The following is a 20,086-nucleotide window of genomic DNA, read 5'->3' on the forward strand; positions in this document are numbered from 1 at the left end:
ACCTCAGCGAGCGATGGGCTTGGCTGGGCCCTTGCGGGTACGGGCGTTGGTCTTTGTACGCTGACCATGAACGGGAAGGCCGCGGCGATGACGAATACCGCGATAACAACCGAGATCCATGAGCCGCTTGATGCTCATGGTCACCTCACGGCGCAGATCGCCTTCAACAATATACTTGCCGACCTCAGTACGGATACGTTCCAGCTCGCCCTCGCTGATGTCTTTTACCCGGATGCCGGACTCCACCTCTGCTGCGGCCAGAATGTCCCGCGCGCGGGTCGATCCAATTCCATAGATATAGGTCAACGCGACACCGATCTGCTTATTATTCGGAATATTGACACCAGCAATGCGGGCCATTCCCTACTCCTTCCCATTCATCATGACAAAACCTGACACCCTTCTCACCCCTGCCGTTGCTTGTGCCGAGGTTCGACACAAATTACCCGCACAACCCCGTTGCGACGAATGATCTTGCAATTACGACACAACTTTTTTACCGATGCCCGGACCTTCATGGACCGCCTCCTTACTTGGCGCGATAGGTGATGCGGCCCTTACTAAGATCGTAAGGCGTCATCTCCACGGTTACCTTGTCTCCGGGCAAGATACGAATGTAGTGCATACGCATTTTGCCCGAGATATGTGCATTGACCACGAATCCATTCTCCAAGCGCACCTTGAAGGTAGCACTCGGCAGGTTCTCTATGACTTCTCCCTGCATTTCGAGAGTGTCTTCCTTGGCCATCCCTTACTCCAAAAAACAGCGAATTCTGTCCGTAACCGCAGCGGTGCTGCCGTTACCATCAACTTCCGCATAGCCCGGCTGCTGCCGATAGAACGCCACCAATGGTGCCGTTTCCTTTTCGTACACTGCCAGGCGATAGCGTATCACCTCAGGCCGATCATCGTCCCGCTGAAACAATTCTCCACCACAACGATCACAACGCCCTTCGTGTTTTGGCGGCTGGAAACGAACGTGGTAGATCGCGCCACAGTCTCGACACACTCGGCGCCCGGATAAGCGCTCAACGATCTCTTCACTATCCAGGATAATGTGGATCACATGCGCGATGCCTAACCCGCCAGACGCTTCCAGCAGCGCTTTCAAACCTTCCGCCTGGACGACCGTCCGAGGAAATCCGTCAAACACAACGCCGCGCGCAGCATCCTCTGCACGCAAGCGCTCCGCCACCACGCCAAGAACCAATTCATCATTCACCAGCGCGCCGGATTCCATTACGGCCTTAGCGCGCTTACCCAGTTCGGTACCGGCAGCAACGGAGGCGCGGAGCATATCACCAGTCGAAACGTGAGGCAAGCCTAACTCAGCGGCAATGACTTTTGCTTGCGTGCCTTTCCCGACACCGGGCGCGCCGAGCAGAATGATATGTCCCGTACCGGCCATCTCTACCGTTTGCCTTGCTGACCGCTCTTACGCAGCAAGCCCTCATAGCGGTGCGTGAGCAAATGGCTCTGAATTTGCGCCATGAGATCCATCATCACCACGACCACGATCAATAGGCTGGTCCCACCAAAGTAGAAGGGAACGTTATATTCGGTGATCAGGAACTCCGGCAGCAAACAGACCAGGGTCAGGTATATCGCCCCCCACAGTGTCAAACGGCTGAGTACCCGATCCATATATTTCGCGGTCTGTTCGCCAGGGCGCAAGCCAGGCACGAAGGCCCCCGATTTCTTCAGGTTATCTGCCGTCTCCCGCGGGTTGAAGACCATGGCCGTATAAAAGAACGCAAAGAACACAATGGCCGTGGTAAACACCACGTCGTACAGCGTGGTTCCGGGGCTCAAGGCCTGCCCAAAGCGAGCGAGCCACTCCATGCCCGGGACATGGGAAAACCAGCCAGCGAGAGTGGCTGGCAACAGCAGAATACTCATCGCAAAGATGGGGGGAATCACACCGGACATATTGACCTTCAGGGGCATATGGGTGCTCTGCCCACCATAGATCTTGCGTCCGACCTGCCGTTTTGCATATTGAATCGGGATGCGCCTCTGGGCGCTCTCCATGAATACGACAAATGCCAAAACGATCAGCGCCAAGGCAAAAATCGCCAAAGCGAAGAGTGGCTGAAACTGCCCAGTGCGCACCAACTCCAGCATCGTGGCCAAGGCCTGCGGTAAGCCTGCGACGATGCCGGCGAAAATAATCATTGAGATCCCGTTGCCGATCCCACGCTCGGTAATCTGCTCACCCAGCCACATCAAAAAAACCGTACCTGCTGACAAGGTGATGGTGGTGGTGAACAAGAATAACGGACCTGGATCGATGACCACCGGAATACTGCCGCCATGCATCTTCTCAATGGCCACAGCAATCCCCAAGCCTTGCAGCAGGGATAGCCCAACCGTGGCATAGCGAGTGTATTCGGTAATCTTCCGCCGACCCGCCTCTCCCTCCTTCTTGAGCTCCTCGAGCTGCGGCACGACCGACCCGGCGAGCTGAAAAATGATGGACGCGCTGATATAAGGCATGATCCCGAGGGCAAAGACCGTCAGACGGGACAGCGCCCCTCCGGAAAACATGTTAAACATGCCGAGAATGGTGCCCTGCTCCTGATGGAAAAAGGAGGCCATGGCGGCAGGATCAATTCCCGGCACCGGAATATGGGCGCCAATCCGAAAAACCAGCAATGCGCCGAGAAGAAAGAGTATCCGCTTGCGCAGCTCGGCGATATTGCCGGCACCTTGTGCCGCATTCCCCAGAGCGCCGAGACTGCTTGCCATGTTATTCCTCTACTTGCCCACCGGCGGCCTCGATGGCACGCCGCGCGCCAGCGCTGACCCGCAGGCCCTTTATCGTAAGTGCGGCTTCGACTTTGCCCGTGCAGATCACCTTGACGGCATCACAATCGCCCCGCACGAAGCGACGCAGCCGCAATGCCTCGAGATCGACGACGCCACTGATCGCGGCATTGTGGAGCATATCGAGGGTGACCTCGACTACCGTCGCGGCCCCAGCATTACGAAACCCACGCTTGGGGATGCGCCGCTGCAGCGGCATCTGTCCGCCTTCGAAACCCACCTTGTGATAGCCGCCAGAGCGAGCGTGCTGCCCCTTGTGGCCACGACCAGCGGTCTTGCCCAACCCACTACCGATACCGCGCCCGACGCGCACACGATCCTTTTTTGCACCAGGCGCTGGAGCGATCGTATTCAATTTCATGACAATTCTTCCCAACGCAAAAGATATGGAATCTTACGAATCATACCACGCACTTCCGGCGAATCGACCAGCTCAACACTGTGACCCGTTCGCCGCAGTCCGAGACCACGGACCGTGGCGCGATGTTTTTCGGTGATCCCAATGAGACTGCGGACCAAGGTCACCCGTAGCGTCTTACTCATCGCCAGTACTCCCTTGCCCACGAATTTCTTTCAGGGTCTTTCCCCGTTTCATGGCAATCGACTGCGGCGTTGCCAGCTTGGAGAAGGCATCAAAGGTCGCGCGCACCACATTGATGGGATTATTCGACCCGAGAGACTTGGCGACGACATTGCGCAACCCAACCGCCTCACAGACCGCGCGCATGGCGCCGCCCGCGATGACTCCACTACCCTCTGGAGCCGGGCGCAGGATGACGCGCGCCGCACCGTGGCGTCCCTCTACTGGGAAAGGAATCGTGCCGCGCATGAGGGGTACCTGGGTCAGATAGCGCCGTGCCTGATCGGTGGCCTTCTGAATACCGGCGGGTACTTCCTTCGCCTTGCCTCGTCCGAAACCAACTTTACCATCGCCGTCGCCGACCACCATCAGAGCGGCGAAGCCGAATTGACGCCCACCCTTGACGACTTTAGACACGCGATTGATGTGAATAAGCTTTTCCAACATCCCATCACTGGGTTGCTGGCTGTCGCGATTCTCTCTTGCCATGCTGATGCTCCGTCAGAAGGACAGGCCGCTTTCGCGGGCTGCCTCGGCGAGGGCCTTGACCCGGCCATGAAAACGATACCCGCTGCGGTCAAAGGCAACCTCAGTGATACCGAGACCCTTCGCCTTCTCGGCTACCCGCTTGCCAATCAGTGCAGCACTTTCGGCATTACCACCATTTTTGACGCTGCTGCGCAGATCCTTCTCCGCCGAGGAGGCCTGGGTGAGTACGCGCCCCTGGCTGTCGTCGATAATCTGGGCGTAGATATGCTTTCCAGAACGAAATACCGCAAGGCGCAGTTTGCCTTGTGCGGCGATCCGCGCGCGGGTTTTGCGAGCCCGCCGGAGACGACTGATGTTCTTGTCCATTCCTGATTCCCTCACTTCTTCTTGGCTTCTTTGCGCCGAACCTGCTCACCGGAGTAGCGAACACCTTTCCCCTTGTAGGGTTCTGGCGGACGATACGCGCGGATATCGGCAGCAACCTGGCCGACAAGTTGTTTATCCGCACCCCGGATGATAATTTCCGTCTGCGTCGGCGTCTCGATGGTGATCGATGCCGGCACCGGATACTCGACCGGATGCGAGAACCCCAGACTCAGCCCCAGGGTCGTACCCTTGGCCTGGGCGCGATATCCAACGCCAATGATTTCCAGCTTGCGTTCAAAGCCCTGGGATACGCCAAGCACCATATTCGAGAGCAGAGCACGGGTTGTTCCAGCGTGGTGAACGACCTCTGGTTGCCAAGTCAGGTTGGCACTATCCCCGTCGACGTGAATTTCGACACCGCTTTGCAGCGGCATGGTAAGCTGACCCTTTGGCCCTTTGACAATGACCTGACCGGCATCGATCCGTACTTCGACGCCCTTCGGTAGGCTCACTGGTTGTTTCGCTACGCGTGACATAGACCCTCCTTACGCAACCACGCAGAGCACTTCACCGCCGATACCCTCGGCCCGTGCTGCGCGATCGGTCATGATGCCCCGAGACGTGGATACTATGGCGATCCCGTACCCGTCGCGTACCCGCGGCAGTTCCTGCGCGCCGCGATAGATGCGAACGCCCGGCCGGCTGATCCGCCGGATCTCGCTGATCACGCCTTCACCGGCATAATACTTCAACGTAATACGCAAGCTCGGATGACCCGCCAGCGTATCGTCGGCGACCTCGGCAATGTACCCTTCTTCCAGCAGCACCCGCGCAATCGCTCGCTTCAGTTTGGAGGCTGGCACCTGGACAAAGTTCTTCCCTACTGCCTGCGCATTACGAATGCGGGTCAGCATATCTGCGATAGGATCTGTAATACTCATCTTGCCCTCACCAACTGCTCTTCACGACGCCGGGGATATTGCCAGCCGACGCATGCTTGCGTAGGCAAAGACGGCAGAGTCCAAACTTGCGATAGTAACCATGCGCACGCCCACAAAGCTGGCAGCGGTGGTATGCGCGAACCCGAAACTTAGGCGTCCGAGCCGCCTTGGCGATCATTGATTTCTTGGCCATAGCGAATCTCCTCAGGCGCGGAACGGCATTTTGAAGGCCTTCAGCAAGCCCAACGCCTCAGCGTCATTCTTGGCGCTGGTGGTAAAGGTAACGTCAAGACCGCGCAGTCGGTCGATCTTGTCGTATTCGATTTCTGGAAAGATGATCTGTTCCTTGACACCCATGGAATAGTTCCCGCGCCCGTCAAAAGACTTCGGTGACAGGCCACGAAAATCGCGAATGCGCGGGATCGCCACGCTCACCAGACGATCCAGAAATTCGTACATCCGCTCACCACGCAGGGTCACCATGCACCCGATCGGATAGCCATCTCGAATCTTGAACGCCGCAACCGATTTGCGCGCCTTGGTCACCACCGGCTTCTGACCCGCGATCCGCGTCATGTCGCCTACCGCCGCCTCGAGCACCTTCTTGTCTCCAACGGCCTCACCCACACCCATGTTGAGGGTGATCTTCTGTAGGCGCGGTACCTCCATGATGCTCTTGTAGCCAAACTCCTGCATCAGGCGCGGAACGATCTGCTCCTGATACGTTTTATGCAATCGTGCTTCATTCATTCCCTGTTACCCTCAGTGCTTGGCCAGATGTTCGCCGTTGCCCTTGAACACGCGAACCTTGCTGCCATCTTCGAGGAAGGTATAACCGACGCGATCCGCCTTGCCCGTCGTGGGGTTGTAGACCGCGAGGTTCGACAGATGAATCGGCGCTTCTTTCTCGACGATTCCGCCGCCATTACCCATACGATCAGGCCGCTGGTGCCGCTTGATCATGTTGACTTTCTCTACGATGGCGCGATTTTCCTCAGGAAGGACGCGCAGAACCTTACCCCGCTTACCCTTATCCTTCCCGGCGAGTACTACCACCTCATCGTCCTTGCGAATCTTGCTCATACGCAACTCCTACAACACTTCTGGGGCGAGCGAGATGATCTTCATAAAATTGGCGCCACGCAGCTCGCGAGTAACCGGGCCAAAGATGCGAGTGCCGATGGGCTGCAACTGATTGTTCAGTAGCACCGCGGCATTATTATCAAAGCGAATGACGGAACCGTCCTCGCGCCGCACACCCTTGCGCGTGCGTACAATCAGCGCATTGTACACGTCGCCTTTCTTCACCTTACCCCGGGGGGCAGCATCCTTGATGCTAACCTTGATGACGTCACCAATGTCGGCATAGCGGCGATGCGAACCACCGAGCACCTTGATACACATTACCTCCCGCGCGCCACTGTTATCCGCAACGGCGAGTCGACTTTGCATCTGAATCATGGGGTGACTCCTTCCGCGATCGCGTGAGTGACGACGGAAACCAAGCGCCAGGTCTTGGTTCTGGATAGGGGGCGACATTCTTCGATGCGCACCGTATCGCCAATTTGGCACTGATTTTCCTGGTCATGGGCGTGGAATTTCTTGGAACGCCGAATGTATTTCTTGTAGAGCGGATGCTGGATGCGCCGCTCCACCAGCACCACGATGGTCTTATCCATCCGGTTGCTAACGACGGTCCCGACCAGACTACGGGGATTCTGTTCCGTGCTCATTGGCTCACCTTCGCCTTCTTCGTAATCTCGGTGCGTACCCGCGCGATGTCGCGCCGAACGCCACGTAGCCGTGCGGTCTTTGCCAACTGCCCAGTGCCATGCTGCATACGCAGTTTGAATTGCTCTTCCAGCAACTCCAGAAGTCGTGCCTGGCAATCGCTCGCCGATAACGTACTCAAATCTTGTCCCTTCATCCCATCACCCGCCGTTCCACTACGATGGTCTGCACCGGCAACTTGGCGGCGCCAAGACGCAGTGCCTCGCGGGCAACTTCTTCGGTCACCCCTTCCATCTCATACAACACCTTACCGGGCTGGATCAGCGCTACCCAGTATTCCGGGTTTCCCTTTCCCTTACCCATACGAACTTCTGCTGGCTTCTTGCTGATCGGCTTGTCGGGGAAGACCCGCACCCAGATGCGGCCGCCACGACGCACGTGACGATTGATGGCACGACGAGCGGCCTCGATCTGGCGCGCCGTAACCCGTCCGCGGGTCGTCGCCTTCAGTCCATAGTCGCCGAAGCTCACCTTGTTACCCCGCGTAGCGAGGCCGCGGTTGCGCCCCTTATGCTGCTTGCGAAACTTGGTCCGTTTAGGTTGCAACATCACCGCTCTCCTTACTTCTGCCCGGCGCCAGCGCTAGCGGCGCTGCTCCACTCCAGAATCTCACCTTTGAAGATCCAGACCTTGACACCGATGATGCCGTAGGTGGTCTTCGCTTCTGCAAAGCCATAATCAATATCCGCGCGCAAGGTGTGAAGCGGCACACGACCCTCACGGTACCACTCGGTCCGAGCGATTTCCGCACCACCCAGGCGACCGGCGCAATTGATCCGCATGCCCTGTGCACCGAAGCGCATGGCATTGGTTACCGCACGCTTCATCGCGCGCCGGAACATGACGCGACGCTCCAACTGTTGCGCCACATTTTCGGCAACAAGCTGCGCATCCAGCTCTGGCTTGCGAATCTCTTCGACATTCACGTGCACCGGAATGCCCATGCGCTTCTGCACTTCAGCGCGCAGATTTTCGATGTCCTCGCCTTTCTTGCCGATCACGACACCCGGACGCGCCGTGTGCAACGTGATCCGCGCACTGCGCGCCGGCCGCTCCACCGTAATTTCGGAAATCGCAGCGCCACTCAGTCGTTTGCGAATGAAGTCACGAATACGAATATCTTCTAGCAGCTTGTCCCGGAAATCTGCCTTGCCGTACCAGCGGGAATTCCAATTCTTAATGATTCCCAGACGCAGTCCGATTGGATTGGTTTTTTGTCCCATGCTTTCCTCGTTTACTGTTCGGCGACGACGATGGTGATATGGCTGGTGCGTTTCAAGATCCGCGTTCCGCGCCCCTTGGCACGCGCTGCGAAGCGCTTCAGCACCGCACCCCCGTCGATCATGATCGACTCCACAACCAACGCGTCTACGTCTGCGCCCTCATTGTTCTCTGCATTCGCGATCGCCGATTCCAAACATTTGCGAATGGGCAGAGCCGCTTTCTTCTGCGTAAAACGAAGAATATCCAACGCCTTGTCCACCGGCTTTCCACGCACCAAATCTGCGACCAGCCGGGCCTTCTGCGGGGACATCTGCAAACCTTTCAATACCGCCGTCGATCTCATCTCACAATCCTCAACGTTTGGCTTTCTTATCAGCGACATGGCCCTTAAAGGTCCGTGTCAGCGCAAACTCGCCGAGCTTGTGGCCAACCATATTTTCGTTGACGACCACCGGAATATGTTGCTTGCCATTGTGGACGGCAAAAGTTAGCCCAATGAAATCGGGAGTAATAGTAGAACGACGCGACCAGGTCTTGATGGGCTTGCGGCTGTTGCTTGCCTGCGCCTCTTGAACCTTCTTGTCGAGATGCTGGTCCACGAAGGGACCTTTCTTGATGGAACGTGGCACGACGAATTCCTCTTCCCTGATCAAGACTTCCGGCGGCGAACAATCATGCCGCTGGTGCGTTTGTTACGGCGGGTACGGTAGCCCTTGGTCGGCTGTCCCCAGGGCGATACCGGATGACGCCCCCCGGAAGTCCGCCCTTCACCACCACCATGGGGATGGTCCACTGGGTTCATGGCGACACCCCGAACAGTAGGCCGTACACCGCGCCAACGCGTCGCACCGGCCTTACCCAACTGCCGCGAGCCGTGCTCATCGTTACCGACAACTCCGAGCGTGGCGCGGCAGGATACATGAATTTTGCGCACCTCGCCAGAGCGCAGTCGCACCTGGGCGTAGTCGCCTTCACGGGCCATCAGTTGTGCCGAAGCACCGGCAGAACGCGCAATCTGGCCGCCTTTTCCGGGGCGAAGCTCGATGTTGTGAATCACGCTACCCACCGGGATCTTACGCAATGGCATACAATTGCCCGGCTTTACCGGTGTATCATCCCCAGACAACAAGGAGTCCCCCGCCTGCACGCCCTTAGGCGCCAGGATGTAGCGCCGCTCTCCATCTGCATAGCAGAGCAGCGCGAGGTGCGCGCTACGATTGGGGTCATACTCGATGCGTTCGACCTTGGCTGGGATATCAATTTTGTTGCGACGGAAATCCACCACCCGATAATGCTGGCGATGACCACCGCCGGCGTGGCGCCGGGTGACCCGTCCGTGATGGTTCCGACCACCAGTATGCGACTGACTTCCGGTCAGCGCCTTGACTGGGGCGCCTTTGTGCAATTCTGGAGTGGTGACCTGGATGACGAAGCGCCGCCCTGCCGAGGTTGGTTTTGTGCGTACGAGAGCCATATATTTCCCCTATTCCTCTCAGCCGATGCCAAGGTCGATGCTGTTGCCTTCGGCGAGGCGCACATACGCCTTTTTCCAGGCCGAACGACGCCCCTGGTGCCGCCCCATGCGCTTTGGCTTACCGTCATAATTCAACGTCTGCACCGAGAGGACATTGACTTGAAACAGCTTTTCGACGGCGGATTTGATCTCGGCCTTGGTGGCATCACGAGCAACGCGGAAAGCATACTGATTAGCAGCCTGGGTTTGCATGGTGCTTTTCTCGCTCACCACTGGGGCCAACAGGACGAGGTACTGGCGTTCACTATTCATCCGTACACCTCAGCAAATTTATTCGCCGCAGCGGCATCCATCAGGACTCGGCCGTAGCGCAACAAGTCCGCTGGGCCAACGTCTTGCCACTCCGCCACTCCGACGTGGGGAAAGTTGCGCAAGGACAGGAAGAAATTCACCGGTGCCTCTGCCAGCACGACGAGCACGTCATCTCCACCTGCTGCCTGGAGCCACGTCCGCCCGTGCTCAGCCTTGGGTTCGGCAAAATCTTCTGCGACGATGATCTGCAAGCGATCGTGGCGCAACAACTCGGCGAGAGCGCTGCGCATTGCGCCTGCCCACATCTTTTTGTTCACTTTCTGCTTGTAGCTCTGCGTGCTACCCGGAAATGCCCGACCGCCGCCGCGCCAGATCGGACTGCGAATGCTGCCCGCGCGAGCGCGACCGCCGCCCTTTTGCTTCCACGGCTTACGGCCACCACCACGAACCGCGGCGCGATTCTTTTGCACTGCCGTTCCACTGCGCAGACCAGCCAATTGGGCAACGACGACCTGGTGCAACAACGCCTCGTTGTAGGGAGCAGCGAAGACAGCGTCTGCCAGCTCGACCTTCTCGCCCTTTCCGCTGCTCACATGAATACTGTTGACTTCCATTTAACTACTCCCTTTTAGCCGCGCACCGCGGGACGCAGCAAGACATCGCCGTCATTAGCGCCGGGAACACTGCCCTTTACCATGACCAGACGACGCTCCGCATCCACTCGCACCACTTCAAGGTTGAGGGTGGTCACCTGCTCATTTCCGAGCTGACCCGCCATCTTCTTACCCTTGAAAACCCGTCCCGGAGTTTGGCGACAACCTATGGAGCCCGGCGCCCGGTGGGACAAAGAGTTACCATGGCTGGCGCGGTTACTGCGAAAATTGTGGCGCTTGATGGCACCAGAAAAACCCTTGCCCTTGCTGATTCCGGTTACGTCGATGAGCTGACCGATAGTGAACATATCCAAGGGCAACTGCTCGCCTACTTGATAAGAACCGGACTCATTCAGACGAAATTCCCGCAGAAAGCGGCGCGGTTCCACGGCAGCCTTTCGAAAATGCCCGGCCATTGCCGAACTCAGCCGCTGCGGGCGTACCGAACCCACCCCAACCTGAACCGCCTCGTAGCCATCTGTATCCGCGCTCTTCACTTGGGTAATGGTATTTTCCGCGAGGTGAATGACGGTGACGGGAACTACCTTACCGCCCGCCTCCGCGATCCGCGTCATGCCCACTTTGCGACCTATCATACCGATCGTCATTTTTCTCTCCTTACAGCTTGATCTCTACATCAACACCCGCCGCAAGGTCGAGCTTGATGAGCGCGTCAACGGTTTTATCGTTGGGGTCCAGGATATCCAGCAAACGCTTGTGGGTGCGCTGCTCGAACTGGTCGCGGGCATTCTTATCCACATGCGGTGAGCGTAAGACCGTGAAACGCTCGATTTTGGTCGGGAGCGGAATCGGTCCGCAGACGCGAGCACCCGTGCGCCGCGCCGTCTCGACAATCTCTGCTGCAGAGATGTCCAGCATGCGATAGTCGTAGGACTTCAAGCGAATACGTATCTTGGAACCTTCCATCACTCCACCACCTTCGACACGACGCCGGCGCCGACGGTACGTCCGCCTTCGCGCACCGCAAAACGTAGGCCATCTTCCATGGCAATCGGTGCAATCAGGGTGACCTTGAACTGCACATTATCACCCGGCATCACCATCTCTACCCCTTCCGGCAACTCCACCGCTCCCGTCACGTCCGTGGTACGGAAGTAAAACTGCGGCCGGTAGCCATTGAAAAACGGTGTATGACGGCCGCCCTCTTCCTTCGAGAGGACGTACACCTCCGCCTCAAACTTGGTGTGCGGCTTGATCGTGCCCGGCTTCGCCAGCACCTGCCCGCGCTCCACATCGTCCTTCTTCGTGCCACGCAGCAAGACGCCGACGTTGTCTCCCGCTTCTCCCTGATCCAGGATCTTGCGGAACATCTCTACACCCGTCACCGTGGTCTTGCTCGTCGGGCGAATGCCAACAATCTCGACCTCCTCGCCGACCTTGACCATGCCGCGCTCAATACGTCCCGTCACCACCGTGCCACGACCGGAAATACTGAATACGTCTTCAATCGGCATCAGGAAGGTCTTGTCTACCGGGCGCTCCGGCATGGGGATGTAGCTGTCCATCGCTTCGGCCAGCTTGAAAATCGCCGGCTCGCCGATGTCGCTCTGATCCCCTTCCAGGGCCTTCAGCGCAGAGCCAATCACGACCGGAATGTCGTCACCGGGGAACTCGTACTTGGACAGCAGCTCGCGCACTTCCATCTCGACCAGCTCGAGCAACTCGGCGTCGTCGACCATGTCGGCCTTGTTCAAAAACACGACAATGAAGGGTACGCCTACCTGCCGCGCCAGCAGAATGTGCTCCCGCGTCTGCGGCATCGGACCGTCCGCCGCCGAACACACGAGAATCGCGCCATCCATCTGTGCCGCTCCGGTGATCATGTTCTTCACATAGTCGGCATGCCCCGGGCAATCCACGTGCGCATAATGCCGGTTCGCCGTCTCATACTCTACGTGCGAGGTCGCAATCGTAATGCCGCGCGCACGCTCTTCCGGCGCGTTGTCAATCTGATCGTAGGCCCGTATCTCGCCGCCAAACTTCGCCGACAATACCTTCGTCAGCGCCGCCGTCAACGTGGTCTTCCCATGATCCACGTGACCAATCGTTCCCACGTTTACGTGCGGCTTCGTCCGCTCAAACTTTCCCTTGGACATGAAACACTTCTCCCGTTACGACCTAGCGCTGACTTTTCTTGACGATAGCCTCGGCGACGTGCCCAGGCACTTCCATATACTTCTCAAACTGCATACTGTAGGTGGCTCTGCCCTGCGAGAGAGAACGCACCGTCGTGGCATAGCCAAACATCTCGGCCAATGGAACCTCCGCCTTGATGACCTTGGCCCCTGCCTCGTCGTCCATACCCTGCATGACGCCGCGGCGACTGTTGATATCACCAATGATGTCGCCCATATATTCTTCCGGGGTAACGACCTCGACGGCGAAAATCGGCTCCAGCAGCACCGGATTCGCTTTCGCGGCGCCCGCCTTGAAACCCATCGAACCGGCAATCTTGAACGCCGCCTCAGAGGAGTCGACGTCGTGATAGGAACCATCGAAGATGGTGACTTTGACATCAACCACCGGGAAGCCGGCGACTATACCACCTTCCAAAGCCTCTTGCACGCCCTTTTCCGTCGGCCCGATGTACTCTTTGGGTACAACACCACCAACGACGGCATTCTCAAACTGGAAACCGGAGCCCGGCTCCAGCGGCTCCAAGCGCAGCCAGACGTGTCCATACTGACCGCGCCCACCGGACTGCCGCACAAACTTACCCTCAGATTCGACAGACTTCCGGATCGTTTCGCGATAGGCCACCTGCGGTGCACCCACCGTCGCTTCGACGTTGAACTCCCGCTTCATCCGATCGACGATAATCTCCAGATGCAACTCACCCATACCGGAAATGATGGTCTGCCCTGACTCCTGGTCGGTGCGCACCCGAAAAGAGGGATCTTCCTGGGCCAACTTGCCCAAAGCGATACCCATTTTTTCCTGGTCGCTCTTGGTCTTGGGTTCTACGGCAACGTGAATGACCGGTTCCGGAAACTCCATCTGTTCCAGAATGATGGTCTTGTCCATATCGCAAAGGGTGTCGCCGGTATAAGCCGTCTTCAAACCTACCGCCGCGGCGATGTCCCCTGCCAGAACCTCTTTGATTTCTTGCCGCTCATTGGCGTGCATCTGCAAGATACGTCCAATACGCTCGCGCTGACCACGACCGGGGTTGTAGACCGTTGAACCAGCATTCAATACGCCAGAGTAGACGCGGAAAAAGGTGAGCTGACCGACAAAAGGATCCGTCATGATCTTGAATGCCAGGGCAGAAAACGGCTCACTGTCACTAGCAGCACGGCTCATTTCGGCACCGGTATCGGGATCCGAGCCCTTCACCGGCGGAATGTCCACCGGTGAGGGCATATAATCCAAAACAGCGTCCAGCATTGCCTGCACGCCCTTATTCTTGAACGCGCTGCCACACAATACCGGGACCAATTCACTGCCAATCGTGGCCTTGCGGAGAGCGACCTTCAGTTCCTCGACGGAGATCTCCTCTCCTTCCAGGTACTTCATCATCAGCTCTTCATCGGTGTCACAGATCGCCTCGACCATCGTATGGTGGGCAGCCTGCGCCGCTTCCTGGAGCTCTGCCGGAATTTCTTCCTCGACAAAGGTCGTACCTTGCGTCGCGTCATCCCAGTTGATCGCCTTCATCTTCATCAGGTCGATCACCCCACGGAAACGCTCCTCCTCGCCGATTGGCAACTGAATCGCTATGGCATTGCCCTTGAGCTTGCTGCGAATCTGCTCTACCACGCGCTGAAAGTTGGCGCCTTGACGATCCATCTTGTTGACGAAGGCCATGCGCGGCACGCCGTACTTATTTGCTTGGCGCCACACGGTTTCGGACTGCGGTTGCACGCCACCTACGGCACAAAAAACCGCTACCGCACCATCCAACACCCGCAGCGAACGTTCCACCTCGATCGTGAAATCGACGTGCCCGGGGGTATCGATGATGTTGATGCGGTGCTCGGCACGCTTGGCATCCATACCCTTCCAGAAGCAAGTCGTAGCCGCAGAGGTGATGGTGATCCCGCGCTCCTGTTCCTGCGCCATCCAGTCCATGACCGCAGTACCCTCGTGTACCTCACCAATCTTGTGGGAGACACCCGTGTAAAACAGGATACGCTCGGTGGTAGTGGTTTTGCCGGCATCGATGTGGGCCATGATGCCAATGTTGCGATATCGCTCAATAGGGGTTGTGCGCGCCACGAATTCGTCCTTGCAGTTGCCGTGCGAAAAGAGTTACCAGCGAAAATGCGAGAAGGCCTTATTGGCCTCGGCCATACGATGCGTTTCCTCACGCTTGCGCACTGCATTGCCACGGTTTTCCGCCGCCTCAAGAATCTCGGCCGCCAGACGGTTGCCCATGGATTTCTCATTACGCTTGCGCGCCGAATCACGCAGCCAGCGCATGGCCAACGCCATCCGTCGGTCGGAGCGAATTTCGACCGGCACCTGATAGGTGGCACCGCCGACGCGGCGACTTTTTACCTCGACCACCGGGCGGACATTGTCCAGCGCCTTGCGGAAGATCTCCATGGCATCAGCCTTGCTCTTTTCTGCCACGATATCCAGGGCACCATAGACAATTTTTTCTGCGACGCTCTTTTTCCCGTCCCGCATCAGCACATTGGCAAATTTGGCTAGCACCTCTTCCTTGTACTTGGGATCTGGCAGAACTATCCGTTTGGGCACTTCTCTACGTCTTGGCATCGATGCAACTCCTTAGAATCGGTAACCCTTACTTGGGCCGCTTGGCGCCGTACTTCGAACGCCGCTGCTTGCGATTCTTGACGCCAGCGGTATCGAGCGTGCCGCGAATGATGTGATAACGCACACCGGGAAGATCTTTCACACGACCGCCGCGAATCAGGACGACCGAGTGTTCCTGCAGGTTATGCCCTTCGCCAGGAATGTAACTGCTGACTTCGTAGCCATTCGTCAACCGCACACGAGCGACCTTACGCAACGCAGAGTTTGGCTTCTTTGGCGTCGTGGTATACACGCGGGTACAGACCCCCCGCTTCTGCGGATTCGCCTCAAGGGCCGGTACCTTGCTTTTGGCAACCGGTGCCTTGCGCGGCTTACGGACCAACTGGTTCAGTGTGGGCATAACTTCTCCAAAAACGAAGGGCGGCACGCCAGCTGCCGCCAATGAGAGCGCGCATTTTATGGATGCGCGCCAGAACTGTCAAGAAAGATCAGAGGGCTGCGTTGGCCTCACTCTGCACTAACGCTCTCCGCTTCCGCCGTTACCTCGACGTCGGTCAGGCTTTCACCACGATTACGCCGCCGCCGATGCTCGTGATAGGCAAGCCCGGTTCCCGCTGGCACCAAACGTCCAACAATGACGTTTTCCTTGAGCCCGCGCAGATCATCGACCCGGCCGGAGACGGCTGCCTCCGTCAAGACCCGCGTCGTCTCCTGGAAACTGGCGGCAGAAATGAAGGACTCGGTAGACAGACTCGCCTTCGTGATCCCGAGCAGCATGGGAGTGAAACGTGCAGGCTCTTTACCAGCGGCTTCGAGCACGGCATTTTCCTCTTCCACCCGGGCCCGGTCGACCTGGTCCCCCGTGATGAAGCTACTGTCACCAGCATGGTTGATTTCGACCTTGCGCAACATCTGCCGCAGGATGACTTCGATATGCTTGTCGTTGATGCGCACGCCTTGCAAACGATAGACGTCCTGCACTTCGTCAACGATGTAGTTGGCCAAGGCCTGCACCCCAAGGACGCGCAGAATGTCATGAGGCACTGGCTGCCCTTCCACCAGAGGTTCACCGGGGCTAACCCGCTCCCCTTCGTACACGGTCACGTGCCGGCCCTTGGGAATCAGATACTCGTGCGTCTCCCCATTTTCGTCGGTGACCAATAGACGCTGCTTACCCTTGGTGTCTTTGCCAAAGCCGACAATGCCGTGATGTTCCGCTATGATGGCATAGTCCTTCGGACGCCGCGCCTCGAACAGTTCGGCAACACGGGGTAGACCACCAGTAATGTCGCGGGTCTTACTGGTACCCACGGGCAGACGCGCGAGGGTATCGCCAGGCTGCACCTGCGCCCCGTCCTGTACCGCGATAATTGCCCGCGGGGGAAGGTAATAGCGCGCCGGGAGGTCGGTACCCGGCAACTTGAGGTCCTTACCCTTGGCGTCCTGCAACAGAACGACGGGACGCAGGTCGCGGCCGCTGGCGGGACGCTGCTTCGGATCAATGACCGCCTGAGTGCTGAGACCCGTGATTTCATCACTCTGGGAGATAACGCTCTGCCCTTCAATCGCGTCCTGCAGGGAGACCGAACCGGCGATTTCACTGACGATGGGTCGGGTGTGCGGATCCCACTCGGCAATCCGCTTGCCTGGATTCACCGCCTCGCCATCCTGCACCAATATCGTCGCGCCGTAGGGCACCTTGTAACGCTCCTTCTCGCGCCCCTGCTCGTCGGTAACCGCGATTTCGCCGTTACGCCCAACCACCACGTGACGTCCACTCGGATGTTCGACCGAGCGAAGATTGCTATGGAAACGGATCAGGCCCCCTTGCTTGATGTCAATGCTGCTCTGCGCCGCTGCTCGGCTAGCCGCACCACCAATATGGAAGGTACGCATGGTGAGCTGGGTTCCCGGCTCGCCAATAGACTGGGCGGCAATTACACCGACTGCCTCGCCCGCGTTGACCAGGTGGCCCCGGGCCAGATCACGACCATAGCAAAGGGCACAGACCCCATGGCGCGACTTACAGGTCAGAGGGGAGCGGACTTTGAGCGCATCGACACCGAGGTCATCCAACTGACCGAGCAACTGCTCGGTGAGCAGGGTGTTCCGTGCAATGGCCACCTCACCCGTATTCGGATGCAAAATATCTTCCGCGGTTACCCGGCCCAGCACACGCTCGCGCAGCGGTTCGACGACCTCGCCACCCTCGACCAGCGCCATCATGGGCAGTCCGTCTTCCGTGCCGCAGTCGTGTTCGACGACCACCAGATCCTGGGTGACGTCGACCAGACGTCGGGTCAGATACCCGGAATTCGCCGTTTTCAACGCCGTATCGGCAAGGCCCTTACGCGCACCGTGGGTGGAGATAAAGTACTGGAGAACATTCAGCCCCTCGCGGAAATTCGCGGTAATGGGCGTTTCGATGATGGAGCCATCGGGCTTGGCCATCAGTCCGCGCATACCGGCAAGCTGACGCAACTGGGCGGCGGAGCCACGGGCCCCGGAGTCGGCCATCATATAAATCGAGTTGAAGGAGACTTGCTCGGTTTCCTTGCCGTCCGCGAGGGTGACCTTCTCCTTGCTCACGCGGTCCATCATCGCCTTGGCAACCTCATCCGTTGCCCGCGACCAGATATCGACGACCTTGTTGTAGCGTTCGCCCTCGGTGACCAAGCCGGAGGTGTACTGATCCTGAATGGTCTTCACCTCATCTTCCGACCGCGCCAGGATGGTATCCTTTTCTGGTGGCGTCACCATGTCGCCGGCGCCAAAGGAAATGCCAGCCCGGGTCGCCATGCGATAGCCGGTATACATCAACTGGTCGGCAAACACGACCGTGTCCTTCACTCCCAAGGTGCGGTAACAGGTGTTAATCAGCTCGGCAATGGCCTTCTTCTTGAGCACGCGATCGATCACCGAGAAGGGGAGCCCCTCGGGCAGAATATCGCTCAAAAGCGCGCGCCCCACGGTAGTCTCCACGCGTTCACCGCGGAAGCGCATGGTGACGCGGGCGTGCAGGCCGACCTCTCCGTTGTCATAGGCGCGGCGCGCCTCGGCGCTATCCGCGAAACGCATACCCTGGCCCTTCGCATCCAGCCGCTCCTGCGTCATGTAGTACAGGCCCAGCACGATGTCCTGGGAGGGGACGATAATCGGCTCACCGTTCGCTGGACTGAGGATGTTGTTGGTAGACATCATCAGGGTGCGCGCCTCGAGCTGTGCCTCCAGGGAAAGAGGCACATGCACCGCCATCTGATCACCGTCGAAGTCGGCGTTGTACGCTGCGCAAACCAGCGGGTGCAGCTGGATGGCCTTGCCCTCGATCAGCACCGGCTCAAAGGCCTGAATACCCAAACGGTGCAAGGTCGGGGCACGGTTGAGCATCACGGGGTGCTCGCGAATGACCTCTTCGAGGATATCCCAGACCTCGGGCTTTTCCGATTCCACCAGACGCTTGGCTGCCTTGATCGTGGTCGCCAGCCCGCGCTCCTCTAACTTGTTGAAGATGTAGGGTTTGAACAGCTCCAGGGCCATTTTTTTCGGCAGCCCGCACTGATGCAGACGCAATTCTGGTCCGACGACAATCACCGAGCGACCGGAATAATCGACGCGCTTGCCGAGAAGATTTTGCCGGAAACGACCCTGTTTCCCCTTGATCATATCCGCAAGAGACTTGAGCGGACGTTTGTTCGGCCCGGCGATGGCGCGTCCACGGCGACCATTGTCGAGCAGGGCATCCACCGCTTCCTGCAACATGCGCTTTTCGTTGCGCACGATGATGTCCGGCGCCTTGAGCTCCAACAAACGCTTGAGGCGATTGTTGCGATTGATGACGCGGCGATAGAGATCGTTCAAATCGGAGGTCGCAAAGCGTCCCCCATCCAGCGGCACCAGAGGACGCAGATCGGGTGGCAGAACGGGCAGGACTTCCAGAATCATCCACTCCGGACGATTCCCGGAGCTCACGAATGACTCGAGAATTTTCAGGCGCTTCGCCAGCTTTTTTGTCTTGGTATCAGAGTTGCTGGCCAGAAGCTCCTCGCGAATCTGCTCGATTTCGCTTTCCAGGGGAATACCCTTGAGCAACTCACGGATACCCTCGGCGCCCATCATGGCCTGGAACTGATCGCCATAGGCCTCCAGGGCATCGAGATACTGGTCTTCGCTGAGAATCTGGCCGCGCTGCAGGTCCGCGACCCCGAGGTCGACATCGGTGACGACATAGGCCTCGAAGTACAGAACCCGCTCAATGTCGCGCAGCGGCATATCCAGAATCATACCCATCCGGCTGGGCAGAGATTTGAGGAACCAGATATGCGCCACCGGGCTGGCCAGTTCGATATGTCCCATCCGCTCGCGTCGCACCCGCGCCTGGGTCACCTCGACGCCACACTTCTCACAGACTACGCCGCGGTGCTTGAGCCGCTTGTACTTACCGCAAAGGCACTCGTAGTCCTTGATTGGACCAAAGATCTTGGCGCAGAACAGCCCTTCGCGCTCGGGTTTGAAGGTGCGATAGTTGATGGTTTCGGGTTTTTTGACTTCGCCGAAGGACCATGAGCGGATCTTGTCCGGTGAGGCAATGCCGATGCGAATGGCATCGAACTCTTCCTGCCGATCATTCTGCTTGAAAAGCTTGAGGAGATTATTCAAGTGACTCTTCCTTATCCGAAGCCTGCGGATA

General features: G+C 58.2%; 31 protein-coding genes. All 31 read right to left on the reverse strand.

The features are described 5' to 3' along the window. Nucleotides 1-3 precede the first annotated feature (3 nt). Nucleotides 4-360, reverse strand: coding sequence for a 30S ribosomal protein S13 (gene rpsM / locus M5D89_RS00455; protein WP_248883782.1), 357 nt, complete (start codon nucleotides 358-360; stop codon nucleotides 4-6). Nucleotides 361-404: 44 nt separating this feature from the next. Continuing rightward, complete coding sequence (gene rpmJ, locus M5D89_RS00460; RefSeq protein ID WP_004870771.1) at nucleotides 405-518, reverse strand: 50S ribosomal protein L36; 114 nt, start codon at nucleotides 516-518, stop codon at nucleotides 405-407. Between the two features lie 11 nt (nucleotides 519-529). Then, nucleotides 530-748: a translation initiation factor IF-1 gene (gene infA / locus M5D89_RS00465; protein WP_215871573.1), complete on the reverse strand. Its 219-nt coding sequence runs from the start codon at nucleotides 746-748 to the stop codon at nucleotides 530-532. 3 nt (nucleotides 749-751) lie between these two features. Further along, on the reverse strand, nucleotides 752-1,408 hold the full coding sequence (locus M5D89_RS00470; protein WP_248883783.1) for an adenylate kinase: 657 nt from the start codon (nucleotides 1,406-1,408) through the stop codon (nucleotides 752-754). Nucleotides 1,409-1,410: 2 nt separating this feature from the next. After that, a complete protein-coding gene (secY, locus tag M5D89_RS00475; protein WP_248883784.1) occupies nucleotides 1,411-2,748 on the reverse strand; it encodes a preprotein translocase subunit SecY in 1,338 nt (445 codons plus the stop codon). A 1-nt stretch (nucleotide 2,749) separates the two neighbouring features. Beyond that, complete coding sequence (gene rplO, locus M5D89_RS00480) at nucleotides 2,750-3,187, reverse strand: 50S ribosomal protein L15 (protein WP_248883785.1); 438 nt, start codon at nucleotides 3,185-3,187, stop codon at nucleotides 2,750-2,752. Further along, a complete protein-coding gene (rpmD, locus tag M5D89_RS00485) occupies nucleotides 3,184-3,369 on the reverse strand; it encodes a 50S ribosomal protein L30 (RefSeq protein WP_248883786.1) in 186 nt (61 codons plus the stop codon). Before rpmD ends, rplO begins: the two co-directional genes overlap by 4 nt. Further along, nucleotides 3,362-3,895 (reverse strand): 30S ribosomal protein S5, encoded by a 534-nt coding sequence (rpsE, locus tag M5D89_RS00490; protein ID WP_248883787.1) that lies wholly within the window; start codon nucleotides 3,893-3,895, stop codon nucleotides 3,362-3,364. The genes rpmD and rpsE overlap by 8 nt, the downstream gene beginning before the upstream one ends. Before the next feature lie 12 nt (nucleotides 3,896-3,907). Beyond that, nucleotides 3,908-4,261, reverse strand: coding sequence for a 50S ribosomal protein L18 (gene rplR, locus M5D89_RS00495; RefSeq protein ID WP_248883788.1), 354 nt, complete (start codon nucleotides 4,259-4,261; stop codon nucleotides 3,908-3,910). Between the two features lie 11 nt (nucleotides 4,262-4,272). Next, complete coding sequence (rplF, locus tag M5D89_RS00500; RefSeq protein ID WP_248883789.1) at nucleotides 4,273-4,797, reverse strand: 50S ribosomal protein L6; 525 nt, start codon at nucleotides 4,795-4,797, stop codon at nucleotides 4,273-4,275. 9 nt (nucleotides 4,798-4,806) lie between these two features. Further along, on the reverse strand, nucleotides 4,807-5,202 hold the full coding sequence (gene rpsH / locus M5D89_RS00505) for a 30S ribosomal protein S8 (protein WP_248883790.1): 396 nt from the start codon (nucleotides 5,200-5,202) through the stop codon (nucleotides 4,807-4,809). A gap of 7 nt (nucleotides 5,203-5,209) precedes the next feature. Continuing rightward, a complete protein-coding gene (locus M5D89_RS00510; RefSeq protein ID WP_248883791.1) occupies nucleotides 5,210-5,395 on the reverse strand; it encodes a type Z 30S ribosomal protein S14 in 186 nt (61 codons plus the stop codon). 11 nt (nucleotides 5,396-5,406) lie between these two features. Further along, nucleotides 5,407-5,952 (reverse strand): 50S ribosomal protein L5, encoded by a 546-nt coding sequence (rplE, locus tag M5D89_RS00515; RefSeq protein WP_248883792.1) that lies wholly within the window; start codon nucleotides 5,950-5,952, stop codon nucleotides 5,407-5,409. 12 nt (nucleotides 5,953-5,964) lie between these two features. Then, entirely contained in the window at nucleotides 5,965-6,285 is a 321-nt protein-coding gene (gene rplX, locus M5D89_RS00520) for a 50S ribosomal protein L24 (RefSeq protein ID WP_248883793.1), read from the reverse strand. Between the two features lie 9 nt (nucleotides 6,286-6,294). Beyond that, nucleotides 6,295-6,663: a 50S ribosomal protein L14 gene (rplN, locus tag M5D89_RS00525; protein ID WP_215871585.1), complete on the reverse strand. Its 369-nt coding sequence runs from the start codon at nucleotides 6,661-6,663 to the stop codon at nucleotides 6,295-6,297. Then, the gene (gene rpsQ / locus M5D89_RS00530) at nucleotides 6,660-6,935 is read right to left on the reverse strand and encodes a 30S ribosomal protein S17 (RefSeq protein ID WP_248883794.1); all 276 of its coding nucleotides are present in this window, start codon (nucleotides 6,933-6,935) and stop codon (nucleotides 6,660-6,662) included. The genes rplN and rpsQ overlap by 4 nt, the downstream gene beginning before the upstream one ends. Beyond that, complete coding sequence (rpmC, locus tag M5D89_RS00535; RefSeq protein WP_248883795.1) at nucleotides 6,932-7,129, reverse strand: 50S ribosomal protein L29; 198 nt, start codon at nucleotides 7,127-7,129, stop codon at nucleotides 6,932-6,934. Before rpmC ends, rpsQ begins: the two co-directional genes overlap by 4 nt. Then, on the reverse strand, nucleotides 7,126-7,542 hold the full coding sequence (rplP, locus tag M5D89_RS00540) for a 50S ribosomal protein L16 (RefSeq protein ID WP_248883796.1): 417 nt from the start codon (nucleotides 7,540-7,542) through the stop codon (nucleotides 7,126-7,128). The genes rpmC and rplP overlap by 4 nt, the downstream gene beginning before the upstream one ends. An 11-nt stretch (nucleotides 7,543-7,553) precedes the next feature. Next, the gene (gene rpsC, locus M5D89_RS00545) at nucleotides 7,554-8,216 is read right to left on the reverse strand and encodes a 30S ribosomal protein S3 (protein ID WP_248883797.1); all 663 of its coding nucleotides are present in this window, start codon (nucleotides 8,214-8,216) and stop codon (nucleotides 7,554-7,556) included. Nucleotides 8,217-8,227: 11 nt separating this feature from the next. Continuing rightward, on the reverse strand, nucleotides 8,228-8,560 hold the full coding sequence (gene rplV, locus M5D89_RS00550; protein WP_248883798.1) for a 50S ribosomal protein L22: 333 nt from the start codon (nucleotides 8,558-8,560) through the stop codon (nucleotides 8,228-8,230). A gap of 10 nt (nucleotides 8,561-8,570) precedes the next feature. After that, nucleotides 8,571-8,846, reverse strand: coding sequence for a 30S ribosomal protein S19 (rpsS, locus tag M5D89_RS00555; RefSeq protein ID WP_215871591.1), 276 nt, complete (start codon nucleotides 8,844-8,846; stop codon nucleotides 8,571-8,573). A gap of 20 nt (nucleotides 8,847-8,866) precedes the next feature. Further along, entirely contained in the window at nucleotides 8,867-9,691 is an 825-nt protein-coding gene (gene rplB / locus M5D89_RS00560; protein ID WP_248883799.1) for a 50S ribosomal protein L2, read from the reverse strand. 18 nt (nucleotides 9,692-9,709) lie between these two features. Beyond that, nucleotides 9,710-10,003: a 50S ribosomal protein L23 gene (gene rplW / locus M5D89_RS00565; protein ID WP_248883800.1), complete on the reverse strand. Its 294-nt coding sequence runs from the start codon at nucleotides 10,001-10,003 to the stop codon at nucleotides 9,710-9,712. Further along, complete coding sequence (gene rplD / locus M5D89_RS00570; RefSeq protein ID WP_248883801.1) at nucleotides 10,000-10,617, reverse strand: 50S ribosomal protein L4; 618 nt, start codon at nucleotides 10,615-10,617, stop codon at nucleotides 10,000-10,002. The genes rplW and rplD overlap by 4 nt, the downstream gene beginning before the upstream one ends. Before the next feature lie 14 nt (nucleotides 10,618-10,631). Beyond that, complete coding sequence (gene rplC / locus M5D89_RS00575; RefSeq protein WP_248883802.1) at nucleotides 10,632-11,264, reverse strand: 50S ribosomal protein L3; 633 nt, start codon at nucleotides 11,262-11,264, stop codon at nucleotides 10,632-10,634. Between the two features lie 10 nt (nucleotides 11,265-11,274). Next, the gene (gene rpsJ / locus M5D89_RS00580) at nucleotides 11,275-11,583 is read right to left on the reverse strand and encodes a 30S ribosomal protein S10 (RefSeq protein WP_248883803.1); all 309 of its coding nucleotides are present in this window, start codon (nucleotides 11,581-11,583) and stop codon (nucleotides 11,275-11,277) included. Then, entirely contained in the window at nucleotides 11,583-12,773 is a 1,191-nt protein-coding gene (tuf, locus tag M5D89_RS00585) for an elongation factor Tu (RefSeq protein WP_248883804.1), read from the reverse strand. Before tuf ends, rpsJ begins: the two co-directional genes overlap by 1 nt. Before the next feature lie 22 nt (nucleotides 12,774-12,795). Next, entirely contained in the window at nucleotides 12,796-14,895 is a 2,100-nt protein-coding gene (fusA, locus tag M5D89_RS00590) for an elongation factor G (protein ID WP_248883805.1), read from the reverse strand. Nucleotides 14,896-14,928: 33 nt separating this feature from the next. After that, on the reverse strand, nucleotides 14,929-15,399 hold the full coding sequence (gene rpsG / locus M5D89_RS00595; RefSeq protein ID WP_215871764.1) for a 30S ribosomal protein S7: 471 nt from the start codon (nucleotides 15,397-15,399) through the stop codon (nucleotides 14,929-14,931). Nucleotides 15,400-15,427: 28 nt separating this feature from the next. After that, nucleotides 15,428-15,799, reverse strand: a complete 372-nt coding sequence (rpsL, locus tag M5D89_RS00600; protein WP_215871765.1) for a 30S ribosomal protein S12 — start codon at nucleotides 15,797-15,799, stop codon at nucleotides 15,428-15,430. A 107-nt stretch (nucleotides 15,800-15,906) separates the two neighbouring features. Then, nucleotides 15,907-20,055 (reverse strand): DNA-directed RNA polymerase subunit beta', encoded by a 4,149-nt coding sequence (gene rpoC / locus M5D89_RS00605; RefSeq protein WP_248883806.1) that lies wholly within the window; start codon nucleotides 20,053-20,055, stop codon nucleotides 15,907-15,909. Between the last annotated feature and the right edge of the window lie 31 nt (nucleotides 20,056-20,086).

Origin of the sequence: Acidithiobacillus acidisediminis (assembly GCF_023277115.1) — a bacterium.
In the GTDB taxonomy this organism is placed as follows: domain Bacteria; phylum Pseudomonadota; class Gammaproteobacteria; order Acidithiobacillales; family Acidithiobacillaceae; genus Igneacidithiobacillus; species Igneacidithiobacillus acidisediminis.

Bases quoted from the DNA above. Each gene is read 5' to 3' on its own strand.
- rpsH (WP_248883790.1), bottom strand. From the start codon at position 5,202: ATGAGTATTACAGATCCTATCGCAGATATGCTGACCCGCATTCGTAAT.
- rpsL (WP_215871765.1), bottom strand. From the start codon at position 15,799: ATGCCCACACTGAACCAGTTGGTCCGTAAGCCGCGCAAGGCACCGGTT.
- rpmJ (WP_004870771.1), bottom strand. From the start codon at position 518: ATGAAGGTCCGGGCATCGGTAAAAAAGTTGTGTCGTAATTGCAAGATC.
- M5D89_RS00510 (WP_248883791.1), bottom strand. From the start codon at position 5,395: ATGGCCAAGAAATCAATGATCGCCAAGGCGGCTCGGACGCCTAAGTTT.
- rpmC (WP_248883795.1), bottom strand. From the start codon at position 7,129: ATGAAGGGACAAGATTTGAGTACGTTATCGGCGAGCGATTGCCAGGCA.
- M5D89_RS00470 (WP_248883783.1), bottom strand. From the start codon at position 1,408: ATGGCCGGTACGGGACATATCATTCTGCTCGGCGCGCCCGGTGTCGGG.
- infA (WP_215871573.1), bottom strand. From the start codon at position 748: ATGGCCAAGGAAGACACTCTCGAAATGCAGGGAGAAGTCATAGAGAAC.
- rpsC (WP_248883797.1), bottom strand. From the start codon at position 8,216: ATGGGACAAAAAACCAATCCAATCGGACTGCGTCTGGGAATCATTAAG.
- rplF (WP_248883789.1), bottom strand. From the start codon at position 4,797: ATGTCACGCGTAGCGAAACAACCAGTGAGCCTACCGAAGGGCGTCGAA.
- rplP (WP_248883796.1), bottom strand. From the start codon at position 7,542: ATGTTGCAACCTAAACGGACCAAGTTTCGCAAGCAGCATAAGGGGCGC.
- secY (WP_248883784.1), bottom strand. From the start codon at position 2,748: ATGGCAAGCAGTCTCGGCGCTCTGGGGAATGCGGCACAAGGTGCCGGC.
- rplE (WP_248883792.1), bottom strand. From the start codon at position 5,952: ATGAATGAAGCACGATTGCATAAAACGTATCAGGAGCAGATCGTTCCG.
- rplR (WP_248883788.1), bottom strand. From the start codon at position 4,261: ATGGACAAGAACATCAGTCGTCTCCGGCGGGCTCGCAAAACCCGCGCG.
- tuf (WP_248883804.1), bottom strand. From the start codon at position 12,773: ATGTCCAAGGGAAAGTTTGAGCGGACGAAGCCGCACGTAAACGTGGGA.
- rplB (WP_248883799.1), bottom strand. From the start codon at position 9,691: ATGGCTCTCGTACGCACAAAACCAACCTCGGCAGGGCGGCGCTTCGTC.
- rpsM (WP_248883782.1), bottom strand. From the start codon at position 360: ATGGCCCGCATTGCTGGTGTCAATATTCCGAATAATAAGCAGATCGGT.
- rplV (WP_248883798.1), bottom strand. From the start codon at position 8,560: ATGAGATCGACGGCGGTATTGAAAGGTTTGCAGATGTCCCCGCAGAAG.
- rplW (WP_248883800.1), bottom strand. From the start codon at position 10,003: ATGAATAGTGAACGCCAGTACCTCGTCCTGTTGGCCCCAGTGGTGAGC.
- rplN (WP_215871585.1), bottom strand. From the start codon at position 6,663: ATGATTCAGATGCAAAGTCGACTCGCCGTTGCGGATAACAGTGGCGCG.
- rpsG (WP_215871764.1), bottom strand. From the start codon at position 15,399: ATGCCAAGACGTAGAGAAGTGCCCAAACGGATAGTTCTGCCAGATCCC.
- rpsQ (WP_248883794.1), bottom strand. From the start codon at position 6,935: ATGAGCACGGAACAGAATCCCCGTAGTCTGGTCGGGACCGTCGTTAGC.
- rplC (WP_248883802.1), bottom strand. From the start codon at position 11,264: ATGACGATCGGTATGATAGGTCGCAAAGTGGGCATGACGCGGATCGCG.
- rplD (WP_248883801.1), bottom strand. From the start codon at position 10,617: ATGGAAGTCAACAGTATTCATGTGAGCAGCGGAAAGGGCGAGAAGGTC.
- rpsJ (WP_248883803.1), bottom strand. From the start codon at position 11,583: ATGGAAGGTTCCAAGATACGTATTCGCTTGAAGTCCTACGACTATCGC.
- rpsE (WP_248883787.1), bottom strand. From the start codon at position 3,895: ATGGCAAGAGAGAATCGCGACAGCCAGCAACCCAGTGATGGGATGTTG.
- rpmD (WP_248883786.1), bottom strand. From the start codon at position 3,369: ATGAGTAAGACGCTACGGGTGACCTTGGTCCGCAGTCTCATTGGGATC.
- rplX (WP_248883793.1), bottom strand. From the start codon at position 6,285: ATGAGCAAGATTCGCAAGGACGATGAGGTGGTAGTACTCGCCGGGAAG.
- rplO (WP_248883785.1), bottom strand. From the start codon at position 3,187: ATGAAATTGAATACGATCGCTCCAGCGCCTGGTGCAAAAAAGGATCGT.